Raw genomic sequence first — 16,689 nt, 5'->3', positions numbered from 1 at the left:
CATAGTAGTTTGTATTATTTTAAAAGTTCAAATAATATGACAGGACTTTTATATGTCCTGTCAATCTACATCATATTTAAAAGTTTTTTAATGCATTTGAAAAATCAATTGCCGATTAACTAAAGTATAAAAACATTTCATCATTTTACAAGCTGTCAATTTCATCTACCAACATAAGAAAATCTTCTGCCGCATCCGAAACTGTATCAAAGCTTCTAAGTTCTTTATTTTTATACTGAATTTCCAATATTGTCTCATCATCTCTTATTGCAGTATCAAAAATTTTTATACTTTTTTTCTCACTAAGTTCAAGTATTCTATTTGTAATATCAACACAAATATCCGAATCACTTACTTTATTTAATAAAATCCTCATTCGCTTTCCATGCTCCTGTATTTTATTCAGCGTATCTTCAAGGCTAAAATAACTGTATAAATCACAAGTAGTAGGTATAACTACATATCTTGATGCCTTAATTGCATATTCAGCGTTAGAAGCATCACTATCAATAAAAATATAATCATAAAGTCCTTCAATCTCTCCAAGATAAGATCTTAATGTATTTTCAGACGGCAAAAATTTTTTATCATAGCTTATCAAATCCACATATTTTGTATTTGTTATGCATTCCAATGCAGATGCACCTTCTACCAAATCTTTTACAGTTTTAACTGAATCTACACCCAAACTCTTTGTAATTGTCCCTTTATTATCCAAATCTATTATAAGAACTTTTCTGTTTATTCTTGTAAAATAAAGACTCAGTTCTCTAACTATTGTGGAGCATCCAACTCCGCCCTTATCATTAAAAAAAGTTATATACATTATTTAAGCTCCTTAATACATTTTATAAGACCGTTAATCTCATCTTCTGTTGTCCTGTAATTCGTTACAAATCTTATAATTTTTTCATTTTCCAAATACGGCATAACTTCAAAACGATTTTCTATCTCAAGTTGTTTGATTTTTTCAAGAGGATAAATTATAAATACCTGATTACTTTCAGGTGCCTTAAAAAATTTAACACCTATATTTTTTAATTCTCTTACAAGTTTAACACTCATATCATAAGCTTTATCTGCAAGTTTATAGTAAAGTCCATTCTCAAATAGCGCCTCAAATTGAGCTCCTATTGCAAAACTTTTTGCCATTACAGCGCCTCTTTGTTTCATAAAATTTCTAATGTTTTGTTTAAGCTCCGGTTCAACTATCACAAGAACTTCTCCATAAATCGCTCCATTTTTAGTTCCGCCAAGTGTAAAAATATCGCAGATATTACACAAATCTTCAATCTCAATATCTGATGCTGCAAGACCATGTGCCATCCTTGCCCCGTCAATATACAAATACAGTCCTCTTTCAAGACACACATTATAAATATCTTCAATTTCGGCATAACTATACACTGAGCCGAGTTCCGTAGTTTGTGATATATATACTATTTTAGGAACAGTATGATATTCCTCCGTAAGCTCATCAATTTTCTTTTCAAGGAGTATATCATTTAACTTTCCGTCTTCCGTATTAATTATTTCTATTTTATGTCCCGTAGCTTCAATTGAACCTGCCTCATGACCTGTAATATGTCCGCTTGCAGCTGCAATTACAGATTCATACGGAAGAAGATTTGCACTGATTGCAATAATATTTGCAACAGTTCCTCCGCTTACAAACTCTATGTGAACATTGTCATTTTTTAAATCTTTCTTTATAAGCTGCTTAGCTCTTTCACAATATTCGTCATTTCCATACCCTGCATTTCCCTTTTGATTTACCAAAGCTAACTTTTTATAAACCTCTTCATGGCATAAATCATTATAATCATTTAAAAATATATTCATAAATACTCCTCCAATGCTATAATAATTATAACACTACAATTATTTTTTGTAGAGTATTAAATAGATATAGGGGCGATAATATGAAAGACAATCACGGCGCAAATATATTTGAGCTTTCAAGAAAATATAATTTTAACCCAAAGGAAATATTGGACTTTTCTTCCAATATAAATCCTCTTGGAACTTCAAAAAGAGCAATACAATATTTAAAAGATAATTTGGAACTTGTAAGTGCATATCCTGATTCTAAATACTATGCACTTAAAGAAGAAATCTCAAAATTCACATCCGCAGACCAAAGCGACATCTTCTTGGGTAGCGGAACAACGCAGTTAATCAGAGAATACACAGCGCTTGTCAAACCTAAAAAAGCAATGTTGTTTTCTCCATGCTACAGTGAATATGAAAATGAACTGAAAAAACACAACTCAAAAATATATTTTTATAATTTGTCAGAAGAGAATAACTTTGAAGTTGATGTTGATAATCTAATTTCAACTGTCAATACCGAAAAAATAGAACTGCTTACATTTGCAAATCCCAACAATCCGACAGGAACAATCTTATCAAGAGAGCAAATTGAAAAAATACTTTCGTCTACAGATGTAAAACTGCTTCTTGACGAAACCTATGTTGAGTTTACAAATAAAAATAATTTTTCATCGATACCGCTTACTAAAAAATATAAAAATCTGTTTGTAATACGAGGAGTCAGCAAATTTTTTGCAGCTCCCGGAATCAGACTCGGATACGGAATTACTTCAGACGAAGACACAAGGATGAAACTAGATGAAAACTCAATGCTTTGGGGAATAAATATTTTTGCCGATCTCATGGGACGAGTTATGTTCTCCGACAGTAAATACCAAAGCAATGTGTTTGAATTTATCAAAAGAGAAAGAAACTATTTATTGAGAGAACTTTCTTCTATGCCTGAAATAAAAGTTTTTAAATCAGAAGGCAACTTTATCTTATGTAAAATTTTAACAGATGCTGCTGCTCACGATTTAAGAGAACACCTTTTGACAAAAGCTATGGTAATTAGAGACTGCTCAAGCTTCAAAAATTTAAACGAAAAATATTTCAGATTTTGTATTTTAAATGAAGAAGATAATAAAAAATTAATTGCTGAAATCAAAAAATTTTTTAATAAAGCAGATTAAGAAGAATACTTTTCAGTCGCATTTGGCAGGACTTGGAATTTTTCCCTTGTAATTTCGAATGAAGGCGGTTAGTTTTCCCTTCCTTGTAATTTCGACTAGAGGCAATTAGTTTCCCTTCCTTGTCATTTTGATTGAAAAACAGTCAGACTCACTCCCTTGTCATTTCGACTGGAGGCGCAGCCGAAATGGAGAAATCTCATACAATCTCAGAAAAAATAGATCTCTCCACTACAATTCACTCCACTTTGTTTCGTTCATTTCCGGTCGAGATGACAAAAGAGAAAAAATACCGAAATGGAAAAAATCACACAAACAAAGAATAATAAACGCGTTTTAAGGGTGTAATGGGGGAGTATGAGGGGGCATGAGGGAGAATCGCAACTCCCTTCGCCCCCTCATAAGCAATGAAAGAAATGTAATTATGATAAATGATATATGTAAGAGATCTCTCCATGCACGCCTTCAGCGTTTAGTCGAGATGACATTGTCTCCTTGTCATTTTGATTGAAAAACAGTCAGATTCCCTTCCTTGTCATTTCGACTGGAGGCGTAGCCGAAATGGAGAAATCTCATACATTGTCAGAAGAATAGAGATCTCTCCGCTTCGGTCGAGATGACAGAAGAAAAAAATAGTTCTCTCCACTTCGGTTGAGATGAAAAAATATACGAGTTGATAAAAAATAATTGAAATACATAAGATACAAAAATATATAATTTATCCACACTCTAAGGGCTACAATATAGCCCTTTTTAATCGCCTAAAATCTTTCTGTTATTTATCTTAGATAATATAATTTTTTCATATGATTGAAACTTCAAAAGAAATAATTTTTAAAATAAAATTTAATTTATTTGCATAACAAAATTTGAAAACCTAATTGTTATATTATATAATATTTGCAATGAATAAGGGTGATTATATGAATGAAAATTTTCAAACTCTGCCTACTATTGTGCGCTTAAATCTAAATCAAACATTGCAAATTATACGTGCAGAGCTTACAAGCGATTTAAACATTGCAGTTGATGTATTAAATTTATCTGATATCGAAGTTTTAAAAATTTCATTTACAGTAATATATAAAAATTTGGATGACAATTATCTGTTTAACTCAACGGAATTTTACTATCAAATAGATTCTGTCGATATTCAACCTCAAAAAATCTACTTTGTAAAACCGTTTAAAATTGACGACAGATTTAAAGATGCACGTGCAATCGAAATCAGAATTAAATCGTATACTACAGCAGACGGCAAGGAGATTGTCCTTGATGAAACAAAGGAACAGCCTTATACTCTTGCACTTATAACGGATGAAAAACAGAAAAAAATAAAAAAACTGCTCGGTCCTGAAATAATAAACTATGGAGAAAATTTAATAAATGGATGGAGATGTGTTTGCGGTGCATTTAATTCCAAAGAAACTCAAGAATGTAGACATTGTAATCGAAATAAAAACTTTATATTGAACAATTTAACAGAGCCTCTAATAAATATGAAAATTATGAGTTTGATTTCAAATTCATCTGAATCGGATGACTGTGAAGTAACTGAAATGACAACTAATTTAACACAAACTCATCTTTCAAAAATTGCTCCTACAACAGACATTCTTGAACAAATAAGAGTAAATGAAAATTCAAAGAAAAAACCGAGAAATAGTTTTATGATCTTCTTAAAAAGTATCTCTTACATACTCTTAATTGTTCTTGTATTAATGATGGGTATGTTTGCATTCTCATTCACACGAAAATTCAAAGCGGATCATGTACTTGATAATGCAAAAGCTCTTTTAGCATCCGGAAAATATCAACAAGCACTTGACGAACTAAATACTCTAAAAGAATCTGATAAAGTAGAAGTTGAGCTACTTATTGAAAAAGCAAAAAAACTAATTGAATCTCAGCTTGCATTTGATGCGGGTAATAATTTTATATTAGACGGCTCATACCTTGTTGCCGTTACAAAGTTTAAAGAAGTTATTCCCGAAGATACTCTAAATTTTTCAAAATCTCAAGATAAAATAAATGAGCTTGAAAACATAATTTTAGAAAAAGCGGTTAAGGCACTTGATAACGGAAATTTTGAACAAGCTATAGACATAGTAAATGAATATCTGAAAATAGTGCCGGAATCTGCAAATGCTCAAAAAATTAAAGACACCATTAAAAAATCTCAAACAAAAGATGAACCGACAGTTTCAGAAAGCCTTGAGGAAAGTCCCGAATTTGACAAAAACAGAGCGGAAATGGCAAAAAAAGCTGAAGGTCTTCTAAATACCTATCAAAAGGTAACAGAAGAAAATGCGAATCTTAGAAATAATCCTTCTCTTGATGCCGATGTAATTACAGTTCTTCCTCTTGATTCTGATCTTTACATTAAAGATACTAAAATAGAAGGTCTTGAAAGAATTTGGTGTAATGTAGAAGCAAAAAATGCTATAACAGGAGAAACATTTAACGGATGGATTTCAAATAAGTTAATGGAAATAAAAAAATAGCCTGCAACTGCAGGTTATTTTTTACAATATTTGCACTTTATAAACTTCACTATATTCAACCAAGATAATCAAATAAAAATATTAAAAATAGAACCTGATTTTTCAAGTTCTATTTTTGTACCTTTATTAAAATTTTCTTTATAAATCTATAAGTTCATATACGTTTACAACAGGTTCTTCATACGGATGATTCAATTCGATAATTCTCTTTACATCTGCCAAATCATTTTCTCTAATTCTAAATTCCATCTTTACTTCATCTAATTCACTTACAACTCCGATTTCCCCATTAAATGGATTTGCTCCCTCAATAGGTCTAAAATGTCCCCTAACTTCACTTAGCGCAAAGACATAATCATAGTGACCTTCTTTTAATATATCTCTCTCATTAAGGGCATTTGCAACTTTAACTACATATTCTTTTGGAATAAAAACTTCTACCTTTAAATGTTTTTGCAAAATCATCACCTCAAATAGATTATATCTTAGCTTTACCACTTTTTCAACGTAAAGATACTTGAATATTTTAAATGTAAAACTATAATTATATATGTACATAAAATTTTAACAGGAGGTATAAAATGAAGATACTATGTGCAGGACCTACATCAATAGATAAAAAAGTTCTTGAAAAAATGGGAGAATCAAAAACTAATCCGGATCTTGATCCAAATTACGAAAAATTTCACAGAGAATGTGAAAATAAAATCTCTAAACTTCTACATACAAAAGCAACTTCCTTCTTTATGCTCGGAGAAGCTATAATATGTCTTGAAGCTTCAATATGCTCTCTTATGGAAAAGGGAGAGAGAGTTCTTGTAATCTATAACGGTTTTTTTGGAGAAGGATTTGCCGACTACGTTGAAAATTTCGGAGGAGTAGCTTATAAATATAGAGCGGACTTTGAAAAGGGAATAAATGTAGATGAACTTGGAGAATTTTTAAAAAAGGACCATGACTTTAAAATTGCAACAATGGTTCACTGTGAAACTCCATCGGGAATAACAAATGACATTAAATCAATTTGCTCACTTCTAAAGGAATATGGAATTCTCACAATAGTAGATTCAGTTTCCGCAATCGCGGGAGAATATATCAATTTTGACGACTTTAATGTCGATGTACTTATCGGCGGAAGTCAAAAATGCCTTTCAGCACCTGTGGGCATAGGAATCATTACAATATCCGAAAAAGCAAAAGAAAAAATTAAAAACAGAACCGAAAAAGTGCCAAGTTACTATATGAATTTTAAAAACTACTACAACTTCAAAAGTGCGCCGTTTCCATATACAATGAATGAAAATTTAATATATGCAATGGATGAGGCGATAAATCAGGCACTAAACAGTGACTTTGTAACTATTCACAAAAAATATGCCGAAAATACAAGAGAAATATTTTTAAAGTGCGGTTTTGAATTATACCCTAAAGACAGCTTTTCAAATACGCTGACAGCAGTAAAAACTCCTGAAAATATAACAAGTGAAAATATACTTGAACAAATGAGAAAAAGAGATATCGTAATTTCAAAAGGTGTGGGAAATATGGCAGAGAAAATTTTCAGAATAGGACACATGGGACACAACATAGATAGAGAAAACTTTAAAGCAATGTATAAAGCACTTGACGAAAGCTTTAAAGAACTTGGTGTAAAAACAAAAAGCTCTCTATATGATGAATTTATAAAATCAGATATAGACATATAAATCTTAAGGCTATGAGTTTTTACCCATAGCCTTTTTAATTAAATCCCTACAAAAATTTCCACAATTTTTCTTATTTTCTCTAATACCGTTTCTTTTTTCTTTTCCTCCTTATTTTTAAAACATAAAAAAAGAAGTACCGGATATTTACTTTTACTTACTATTAGTAATTTATTTAATTGTGTTTTCTTTTGATATGCCTAAGGTCATGCTTTAGTATTATCTGTCATCAACTTAGCTATGTGATGTGGAATCATAGAAACCTGCATTGACATATCAACATGATAGTTTTTGTCAATACATTCGTCCCAGTATTCAAGATGTTTTTTATCTATCCACGAATTAGAATCTTCTACATTTATGCCATTTTCTCCCTGAATAGAATACCAATAGAGATACTCAGCGTTATCAGATTTCTCTCTGAAAATAGTTTCAACATACATTTTTTCTCTGTCTAAAGTAAGCAATACATCCTCCATATATTCATTTAAAAAATTCATCCACATATCTACCACTTCTGACTTACCATCCCGAACGCGAAATCTTGATAATTCTATTTTCATAATGCAGCCTCCAATAATTATAATTTCTTTAACTCATTTTCATTTTATTATATCACATAATAAAGCTTTTCTAAATTTTCATAAAATCTGTTGTCTTCAACTGATGTTCATAAATAAAAAACTTCTTTTGCAGTTTTTTCTGACAAAAGAAGTTTTACATTCTTACATAGGTCTTTTATCCGGTGGAATTACGGCATCTACTATTCCAAGTATAAAGGCTCCTATAAAGGCTCCGATTATACCTGTTGAAAATCCGTCTACTATTTTTCCGGTAATATAGAGTATCAATGCTGCTGTTATAAATCCGATAGCTCCTCTGCCTTTAGGGGAAGCATCTATTCCCGTAAACTTAGTAATCAACCAATCAAGTATTCCTATTATAATCGCTGCAACAACCGCGCTTGAATAGTTGGAAACAGTCATAGGACTTAAAAGAGCGGCAATACAAATTGCAACTGCACTGACTAAAATTTTTACTATGAGTTTTCCCATATTACTTCCTCCTACTTCTCAATTTTTTCTATGTTTTATATATACCCAAATAGCTGCTTGAAACATAAACTAAACTTTCTTAAACTTATTTTAATTATTCTTAACACAACATTACAAATCTTGAATTATTTGATATAATGTTTGTAATTAATAAAAGGAGAGATGATTATGAGTAAATTTATAGCTGATAAGAGTTTTTTTGAATTATTTCCCAATGCTAAACTCGGCGTGCTTTTAATAAAGAATATGCAAAATAACGAAAGCCCTGTTGAAGTTAGAAGAATGCTTGTAGATGCAAACTCCGAAGCTGAAAAGTATTTAGTTAAAAATACACTTAGTGAAAATCCGGTTATCGCAGTCTGGAGAGAAGCTTTTAAAAAATTTAAGACAAAAAAAGGTGCAAGATGTTCAATAGAAGCTCTTCTAAAGAGAGTTGATACCGGAAATATTGTAGGCTCAATAAATACTCTTGTTGATATATACAATACAGCTTCATTAAAATTTGGACTTCCTTGCGGAGCCGAAGATATGGACGCATTTGTAGGAGATTTAAGACTTACAATCACAGAAGGCGGAGATGAATTTTTTGCAATAGGTTCAGACAGAAATGAAGAAACTTATCTGGGAGAACTTTGCTACAAAGATGATGAAGGTGCAATTTGTCGTTGCTTTAATTGGAGAGATTGTCAAAGAACAATGATTAAAGATGACACTAAAAATGCCTTTCTAATTATGGAAATTGTAGATGACAGAATTGATGATCTTAAATCTGCACTTGAATTTATATCTGAAAATACCAAAAAATATTTAAATGCGGATGTTTATCTTCATATGTTAGACTGTGAAAATAACGAAGTAGAACTTTAATTTAAAATCCTCATTAGTTAATGGGGATTTTTTTATTTTTTAAGATCAATTCAATTGGAATTTTTTTAAAATTTTTATATAATATAGCTTGTATATTTTTAAATCTCAAATTTTAGGAGGAAGAGAATGGAATTTTTATATGAGGGACTTCTCAGCATTACATGGCAACAAATTGTAATGTACTTGGTTGGATTTCTCTTAATTTATCTTGCAATTGTAAAAGAATTTGAACCTGCTTTATTGCTTCCAATGGGTTTTGGTGCAATAGTTGTAAATTTACCGCTTAGTGGAGCGATAAATCAGGTGATGACAGGTATAGGTGAAGTAAACGGAATTATTGAATGGCTTTTTAATACGGGAATAGAAGCATCAGAAGCTCTTCCTCTACTTCTCTTTATAGGAATAGGTGCCATGATAGATTTCGGCCCGTTACTTTCAAATCCAAAGATGCTACTTTTCGGAGCAGCGGCACAATTCGGAATATTTTTTGCTCTATCTCTTGCAACACTTCTCGGATTCGACCTTAAAGATGCTGCTTCAATAGGAATAATAGGTGCAGCGGACGGACCTACATCAATTCTCGTATCACAAATATTAAAATCAAAATATATGGGTGCAATAGCAGTTGCGGCATATTCATATATGGCACTTGTTCCAATTGTTCAGCCGTTTGCAATAAAACTTGTGACAACAAAAAATGAACGTCTTATAAAAATGAAATACAATCCGAAAAATGTAACGAAAAAAGCAAGAATATTATTTCCGATAATAGTTACAATAATCGCAGGAATAGTCGCACCGATGAGTGTATCACTCGTGGGATTTTTAATGTTTGGAAATTTGATAAGAGAATCAGGTGTCTTATACAGCCTTACTGAAACTGCAAGTACCTCTCTTGCAAACCTGATAACACTGCTCCTTGGAATAACAATCGCTTTTTCAATGAGGGCTGAACACTTTGTAACAGTAGAAACACTTCTAATAATGCTTATAGGTCTAATTGCTTTTATATTTGATACAATTGGAGGAGTCTTATTTGCAAAAGTTATAAATATATTTGCAAAAGACAAAATCAATCCAATGATAGGAGCGGCAGGAATTTCGGCATTTCCTATGTCTGCAAGAGTAGTTCAAAAAATGGGACTTAAAGAAGATCCCACAAATCACCTTTTAATGCATGCAATAGGTGCAAATGTATCAGGTCAAATAGGTTCTGTCGTTGCAGGTGGAGTAATATTAAACATTATACAAAATTACTTATAGGAGGTAAAAATGAACACAAATTTTTTAATATCTCTTGAAATAATGGTAAAGGGAATGCTTGCAATATTCGTAGTTCTCGGAATACTTGCACTTATAGTGGCACTAATGTGCAGGATTTTTAATAACTGAAAAATGCCGGAGAAATCCGGCTTTTTATTATTCATTTAAAAACAGTTTTTTTAAGCTATTGTTTATTTAACAAATATTTTATGACATTTTTTTAATTTAGATGTAAAATAGAATAGAAAATATATTTAATAGGTGATAATATGTTAAAAAATTATATTGCAGGCAATAAAAGTTTTTGGAACGGACGAATAGATTCCAATGAGGACTATGACTGTTTCAGATGGCATCAATGGGTTGAGTTTTTAGACCTGAATGACGATAGATCAGAAGTATTTAAAGGAAAACTCGGATTCGCATTTTTAGGATTTGAGTGTGATTACGGTATAAATTTGAACAAGGGTAGAGTAGGAGCTGCAAACGGCCCCAGGAGTATCAGAAAAGAACTTTCAAATTTGCCGTGCCAATTCAACTCAGATATAAAACTCTTTGATGCGGGCAACATCTATGTAGATAATCTTTCTCTTATTGAAGCTCAGGAAAATTTGGCAAAAGCCGTAGATAAAATTTTAAGTTTAAATTTATTTCCGATACTTCTTGGCGGAGGACATGAAATTGCATTCGGACACTATATGGGATTGTTTAACCACTATAAAAATACCGGAACTAAGCAAAATATAGGTATCATAAATTTTGATGCCCATTTTGATTTAAGACCTTATGCTGAAACCGGAGGATCTTCAGGTACGATGTTCAGACAAATCTATGACATGAACAAAGAAGAGGGAATTAAATATTCCTATTTCTGTCTTGGAGTCCAAAGACATTCAAATACTGTAAATCTATTTAAATATGCAGATGAAATCGGCGCTAAATATGTACTTGCAAAGGATATTGTAAATGGGGATATGTATTCAATTTTTGAAAAGCTTGATGATTTTATTCGTGAGCAGGACAATATTTATGTAACTATCTGCTCCGATGTTTTCTCAACATCCTTTGCACCAGGGGTAAGTGCTCCTCAGCCATTGGGACTTGACCCGGAAAAAGTTATCTTATTCTTAAAGAGAATTTTCTCTTACAACAAGGTAATCAGCTTTGATATTGCCGAAGTTTCGCCACGATTTGACCAGGACAGCACAACCGCAAGTTTGGCAGCCGTTCTGATTTTCTCTGTCGTAACATCACTTGCAAAATTTAAACAATAATTATTTAAATAAGATAAGCATTCAGCTTTTATATATTATTTACATCGTGTAAATCGGCACAGAGTATATTTTTATATTATAAAATTTTTAAATCAAAAGTTAAAAAGAGTCTACTTTGAGAAATTTTCCTCAAAGTAGACTCTTTTTGCCGTTAAATTATTTTTAAACAACTTTTATTTAATTTTTATTTCAAATTTGAAATTAACAATTTTAGCCAATCTTCATGTACTCTATCAAATTCATCTTTTGTATTTCTTCTTGTAAATTCATGTGTGTTTGACGCTTCTATTATTTCATAATAGAACCAGTCTGTTTTGCTTAAGTCTTTGAATTGTACTAATTCTTGTTCATGACCTGCTATTGCTGTTTGATCAGCTACTCTGTTCAGTAGTCTGTTTAACATTGCCGCCGCTTCAGCTCTTGTCAAATTGTTGTCCGGTCTGAAAGTTCCGTCTTCATAGCCAACGATTCTCTTGTTTGCTGATATTTGATTTATTTCTTTTTCGTATTTATGACTCTTTACATCTGCAAAAGTTAATAAACCCTTGCTGCTTTTATCTATTGTTGCAATCATCTTTGCAAATTCCGCTCTTGTTATCTTGTCATTCGGTCTTATGTTATTTCCGTCCGGGTCAATCATATTTGCTTTTAGAGCAGCATTTATATATTTATTGTACCAAGCATTTTCTTTTAAGTCTTGGTAGTCAGCTTTTGTATTATCTGTCAAATCCATTTTTGCAAGTCTTGTTACCATTGCCGCCGCTTCAGCTCTTGTAAGATTTCCGTTTCCTCTAACAGTTTGGTCTTCGTATCCTTTTATATATGCTATGTGGATTTCTGTTGATATATTCTTTTCTTCCGACTTTGATAGTAATAGTGTTCCTACTTTTACTACCGGAGGTTTCACATAAGGACTTTCAATATCTTTTAAATATTTCAATGTGAATTGAATTACATCTGCTTGCGGTTTTGGAGCATCTTTTATTATAAAATCTCTACCTTCATCAGATTGTATAGCTTCATAGTCAAAATCAAGTTTTTGTATAACATAGCTTTCTATTGAATTATCAGTAGCTCTTATAGTAGCTACTCTTATTTCAGGTAGCTTAAATTCAGCAGCCGCTTTAAAATATCCTTTTAATGTACCTACTACTGTATAATTGGTATTAGCTTTAGCAGATGAGTTGAATTTCACCCCGCTTAAAGTTACTTTTAACTCCTCTTTTATTCCATTAACCAAATCCATTATATCTTTGTAAGTCTTTATTTTATCTTGTCCTACAAACTTCATTGTTATGGTTACTTTTCTGCCTTCTGTTTTTATATTTGTTATTTCAAATTTTCCATTTGCTCCCTCTAAAGTAGCTTGTACTGTAGCCGGGTCAAAGTCCATTTCATTCGGTAGCATAAAAGTACCTGTCATAACATGATCAAGTCCTGATATAGAAATCTCTTCAATATCAAAATTATTCTCTGTAAACAATTTTTCAAATTCTTTAAAATTATCAACTATAGGTAAAACATTTACTACACCTGTAAAATTAACTTTTTCTTCTTTTGTTGAAACTTCATAAACCTTATCGTGTTCTGTTTCTTTCCCAACTAAAATATCACCATATAAAGTAGTTTTTTCATCAAGTGGTGATTCTAAAACTTTTTTCTTAAATTTCAATGTGAATTGAATATCTTTATTATTAGGATCATTTGTGAGTATAAAGTCTTTACCTGTTTCTGATTGCTCTACCTTAAATTCGAAGTTAAACGGTACGTAAACATTGCCGTTTGTTGCTCTGGCCTTAGAGAAATCTTCTCTTTCCACGTTAGCTTTAAGTTTCCCACCTATTTTTCCCTTTACTGTATAGTTGGTATTAGGGCTAGCATCCGTGTTAAACTTAGCTCCCTTTAATTTTACTTTTATTATATCATCTAACTTATTTATTGCGGTAACTATTCCTTGATAGTCTTCTATTGCATCTTGCCCAACAAGTTTTATTGTTACAGTTACTTTTTTATCTTCTTTTTGTATATCTGTTATTGTAAGTGCACCATTTACGCCTTCTAAAACAGCTAATGTTGTTGTCGGGTCAAAGTCCATTTGATTAGGTAATTCAAGTGTTACTGTCGTAGTATAATCCAAGTTTGAAACGTATGTCTTTAGGCCCTGATTCATTTGATAATCGTTTTCTATTTTTTTTACTTTATCTTTTATAGGCTTTACATCTAAAGCTACTGTAAATTCAATATCATTTTCGCTTTTTTCAAGTAAAAACACTTTATCATGTTCCGTTTCATCACCTATTAAAATATCTCCTTCTAATTTTAGCGTCTCAAGATCCGTAATTCTTGCAAACACATTTGTTCCACCGACAAATATGCTAAGTGTCATTAGTAGAGCCATCATTAAATACATAGATTTTTTAATTGCTCTTTTCATTGTTTTGTTCCTCCCTTATTTGTTAAAATTTTATAAAAATTTGGCAAAAGATATATCTAATATGTAAGATATATTTCAGCCAATTATAAACATATGCCATAATGGTGCAAATTTGTGATTTTGTCTCATTATCATGCGAATATATTTAAATTTATCACAATTTGTCAATTTTTTTCACATACCTTACATATTATTGTACTATATTAATTTGATTTTTTAAAGGATTATTTATATTTTTAAGTTTAATTAAACAATTACTTGCCATATGAAGCTTTTATAAAGAATAAACAAGTATATTTATTATTACAAAAAATTAGACAAAAAAACGGATGACTCCTATAGTATAGGAAAGCATCCGTTTTCAGTATAATTCATATATGTGTCAGAAATTCCGAATACATATAATTTACTCTGACGGGTTTTTATTATATTTTTCAAATACTCTGTCAAATCTATCTACGCTTTTTTGATCAAGTTTATACCACTGTCCGTTTATTTTTATAAAGTATCCTGTTTTTGCAAGTTCTGTCTTCTTAAAATTCTTGTCATAAATATTTATAAAATTTGGGGGAGAAGCATATTCTGTAAATTCAGTTGTCTTTTCTCCGCTGAGTGAATCTATTTCAATTAATATATCTCTTAATTTAGATTTATCATTTATAGTCGTCATTGTACTGTCCGTAAAGCGTATCAGCTCAACATAAGAAGTATCTTTCAATTCAACATATATTACCTTGTTTCTTCTTGAAAGTACCTTGTAGGAAAGGATTAGTAAGAGCATAAAAAATATTGTTATAAAAATCTTATTTTTGTTTGTCTTTTTTCTTCTTCGTCTTCTGATAATATCACTCCTAAATAGTTAATACTCCATTCATAAATACAAATGCTCTGCCACCTACACGAACCGTATCTTCATCTTTCAATTTTGCCGTTAAAACTGATTTTCTATTTAATTCTATTCCTTGCATTGATGTTATTTGTGTTATTTCACTTGAATAATTTTTATTTATATAATATAGTGTAGCTCCTGTTGATGTACCTGAACCTGCTTCCTCATTTACATCAATTGAAGGAGAGAATGTTCTTTGTCTTACATTACTATTATCTTCAAGTGCAAATACCTGAAAACTTATCACCTTTTCCCTTTCTGAAAGTTCTTTTATCTTTTCAAAGTTGGGATTTAATTTTTCAATAGCATGTACTGATTTTAGTGGTACTACTATATCATAACTACCGGTAGTTATTTTTTTCGGCTCTAATTTTACTTCACCAATGCCTATTTCATCTATTGATATATTTAGAGCGTCTGCTATTTCTTCATTTGTAATAGTTTTTTCGATTTCTTTTGTTTTCAAAAGCATATATACATTTTTTATTTTTCCATCTTCATATTCAAGCTCGACCGGAATTTTTCCATACTTTGTATGTTGAATTATCTTATTAATTCCGTTTTCTATCGGTATTATATATTCATTCTCACAAATGGAATAAAATGTTGCTATTGTCGCATGACCGCACAAATCTATTTCTCTATTAGGTGTGAAAAATCTTGTATAATATTCTCCAACATCTATTCTGTTTATAAAAACCGTTTCTGATAAATTCAAATCTCTTGCAGTATTTTGCATTTCCTCATCAGTCATCTTTTCTCCGGATATTACAACTCCTGTAGCATTTCCATTAAATGCCTTGTTTGTAAATGCATTTGCCAAGTACATATTAAAATATCGCATCATTCATCACTTCCCAAAATAGCTTCACAAATTCTCAAAAGATCTTCGTCGCTATAATATTCTATTTCTATTTTTTTTACCTTACCTTTTCCTTTAAGGCTGACTTTTGTTCCGAGAAGACTGGATAAATCTCTAATTGCCTGCTCTTTATATATATCATTCGGAACAGTCGCCGGACTCTTAAATATCAATGTTGTTTCTTTTACCGTATTGCCAAGTCTAACTATTCTTTTTGCCTCTTTATACTGCTGGTTCTTGTCTTTAATTGCAAGCAAAAGTTTAGCGTGAGATGGTGTCAAAAGTCCCTTATATACAAAATCCATTACTCTCTCATCAAGTTTTAAAAGTCTTATTGTATTTCCTATATATTGTCTGCTCTTTCCAAGAGCCTGTGCAAGCTCCTCTTGTGTCAAATTATATTGCTCTATTACATTTTTATATCCTATTGCTTCTTCTATTGGATTTAAATCAATTCTCTGAACATTCTCAATCAGTGAAATTTTGTCAGCTTCCTGCTCCGATATTTCTTTTATTACTGCCGGAACTTCTTTTAATCCTGCAATTTTTGCAGCTCTATATCTTCTTTCTCCGGCTATTATCATATATTTATCCTGAGTCTTTCTAAGAACTATCGGCTGAATTATTCCAAACTCTTCAATAGATTTAGCAAGTTCATTTAGTGCCTCTTCACTAAACTTTTTTCGAGCCTGTTTTTCATTTGCAACTATATCATCAATTAAAATGCTCTTTAATTCTTTCTCATCATCTTGTCTAAGAAGTCTTTCAACAGCATTAGTATCTTTAATAAAGCTGTTAATTCCTCTTCCTAATCCGCCTTTTTTCACCATATATTC

General features: G+C 31.2%; 16 protein-coding genes. 7 read left to right on the top strand and 9 right to left on the bottom strand.

From position 1 onward, the window contains the following. Positions 1-145: 145 nt before the first annotated feature. Together M915_RS06535 and M915_RS06530 are read right to left on the bottom strand one after the other, a co-directional pair. Positions 146-826, bottom strand: a complete 681-nt coding sequence (locus tag M915_RS06535) for a ParA family protein (protein WP_036730474.1) — start codon at positions 824-826, stop codon at positions 146-148. Continuing rightward, entirely contained in the window at positions 826-1,842 is a 1,017-nt protein-coding gene (locus M915_RS06530) for a threonine aldolase family protein (RefSeq protein WP_036730472.1), read from the bottom strand. Before M915_RS06530 ends, M915_RS06535 begins: the two co-directional genes overlap by 1 nt. Before the next feature lie 80 nt (positions 1,843-1,922). On the opposite strand from M915_RS06530, the gene M915_RS06525 reads away from it, so the two are divergent. Together M915_RS06525 and M915_RS06520 are read left to right on the top strand one after the other, a co-directional pair. After that, positions 1,923-3,005, top strand: a complete 1,083-nt coding sequence (locus tag M915_RS06525) for a pyridoxal phosphate-dependent aminotransferase (protein WP_036730470.1) — start codon at positions 1,923-1,925, stop codon at positions 3,003-3,005. 920 nt (positions 3,006-3,925) lie between these two features. After that, on the top strand, positions 3,926-5,506 hold the full coding sequence (locus M915_RS06520) for an SH3 domain-containing protein (protein WP_036730468.1): 1,581 nt from the start codon (positions 3,926-3,928) through the stop codon (positions 5,504-5,506). 138 nt (positions 5,507-5,644) lie between these two features. Here M915_RS06520 and M915_RS06515 read toward each other — a convergent pair whose 3' ends face one another. Then, on the bottom strand, positions 5,645-5,971 hold the full coding sequence (locus M915_RS06515) for a hypothetical protein (protein ID WP_036730466.1): 327 nt from the start codon (positions 5,969-5,971) through the stop codon (positions 5,645-5,647). A 116-nt stretch (positions 5,972-6,087) separates the two neighbouring features. Here M915_RS06515 and M915_RS06510 point away from each other — a divergent pair, with 116 nt between their 5' ends. Next, complete coding sequence (locus M915_RS06510) at positions 6,088-7,212, top strand: pyridoxal-phosphate-dependent aminotransferase family protein (protein ID WP_036730464.1); 1,125 nt, start codon at positions 6,088-6,090, stop codon at positions 7,210-7,212. Positions 7,213-7,415: 203 nt separating this feature from the next. On the opposite strand, the gene M915_RS06505 is transcribed toward M915_RS06510, so the two are convergent. Together M915_RS06505 and M915_RS06500 are read right to left on the bottom strand one after the other, a co-directional pair. After that, positions 7,416-7,772, bottom strand: coding sequence for a DUF6176 family protein (locus M915_RS06505; protein WP_036730462.1), 357 nt, complete (start codon positions 7,770-7,772; stop codon positions 7,416-7,418). Positions 7,773-7,934: 162 nt separating this feature from the next. Next, positions 7,935-8,264, bottom strand: coding sequence for a phage holin family protein (locus M915_RS06500; RefSeq protein ID WP_036730460.1), 330 nt, complete (start codon positions 8,262-8,264; stop codon positions 7,935-7,937). Positions 8,265-8,432: 168 nt separating this feature from the next. On the opposite strand from M915_RS06500, the gene M915_RS06495 reads away from it, so the two are divergent. The 4 genes from M915_RS06495 to hutG all read left to right on the top strand — a co-directional run bounded on the left by M915_RS06495 (position 8,433) and on the right by hutG (position 11,668). Then, positions 8,433-9,131: a B3/B4 domain-containing protein gene (locus tag M915_RS06495; RefSeq protein WP_036730458.1), complete on the top strand. Its 699-nt coding sequence runs from the start codon at positions 8,433-8,435 to the stop codon at positions 9,129-9,131. A gap of 126 nt (positions 9,132-9,257) precedes the next feature. Then, positions 9,258-10,394, top strand: a complete 1,137-nt coding sequence (locus M915_RS06490; protein ID WP_009221645.1) for a sodium ion-translocating decarboxylase subunit beta — start codon at positions 9,258-9,260, stop codon at positions 10,392-10,394. A gap of 9 nt (positions 10,395-10,403) precedes the next feature. Continuing rightward, positions 10,404-10,523: an OadG-related small transporter subunit gene (locus M915_RS07610; protein WP_036730457.1), complete on the top strand. Its 120-nt coding sequence runs from the start codon at positions 10,404-10,406 to the stop codon at positions 10,521-10,523. Positions 10,524-10,663: 140 nt separating this feature from the next. Next, entirely contained in the window at positions 10,664-11,668 is a 1,005-nt protein-coding gene (hutG, locus tag M915_RS06480; RefSeq protein ID WP_036730456.1) for a formimidoylglutamase, read from the top strand. Between the two features lie 184 nt (positions 11,669-11,852). On the opposite strand, the gene M915_RS07330 is transcribed toward hutG, so the two are convergent. The 4 genes from M915_RS07330 to M915_RS06460 all read right to left on the bottom strand — a co-directional run bounded on the left by M915_RS07330 (position 11,853) and on the right by M915_RS06460 (position 16,683). Next, positions 11,853-14,102, bottom strand: coding sequence for an S-layer homology domain-containing protein (locus M915_RS07330; protein WP_051259813.1), 2,250 nt, complete (start codon positions 14,100-14,102; stop codon positions 11,853-11,855). A gap of 406 nt (positions 14,103-14,508) precedes the next feature. Further along, the gene (locus M915_RS06470; protein ID WP_235043774.1) at positions 14,509-14,820 is read right to left on the bottom strand and encodes a hypothetical protein; all 312 of its coding nucleotides are present in this window, start codon (positions 14,818-14,820) and stop codon (positions 14,509-14,511) included. A 133-nt stretch (positions 14,821-14,953) separates the two neighbouring features. Beyond that, positions 14,954-15,838 carry a PhzF family phenazine biosynthesis protein gene (locus tag M915_RS06465; protein ID WP_036730454.1) on the bottom strand — a complete coding sequence of 295 codons (885 nt, stop codon included), beginning with the start codon at positions 15,836-15,838 and terminating at the stop codon, positions 14,954-14,956. Beyond that, positions 15,835-16,683 (bottom strand): ParB/RepB/Spo0J family partition protein, encoded by an 849-nt coding sequence (locus tag M915_RS06460; RefSeq protein ID WP_036730452.1) that lies wholly within the window; start codon positions 16,681-16,683, stop codon positions 15,835-15,837. Before M915_RS06460 ends, M915_RS06465 begins: the two co-directional genes overlap by 4 nt. Positions 16,684-16,689 lie beyond the last annotated feature (6 nt).

It is taken from the genome of Peptoniphilus mikwangii (genome assembly GCF_000468535.1).
Lineage (GTDB): Bacteria > Bacillota > Clostridia > Tissierellales > Peptoniphilaceae > Anaerosphaera > Anaerosphaera mikwangii.
This window is presented reverse-complemented; position numbering and strand designations above follow the sequence as displayed.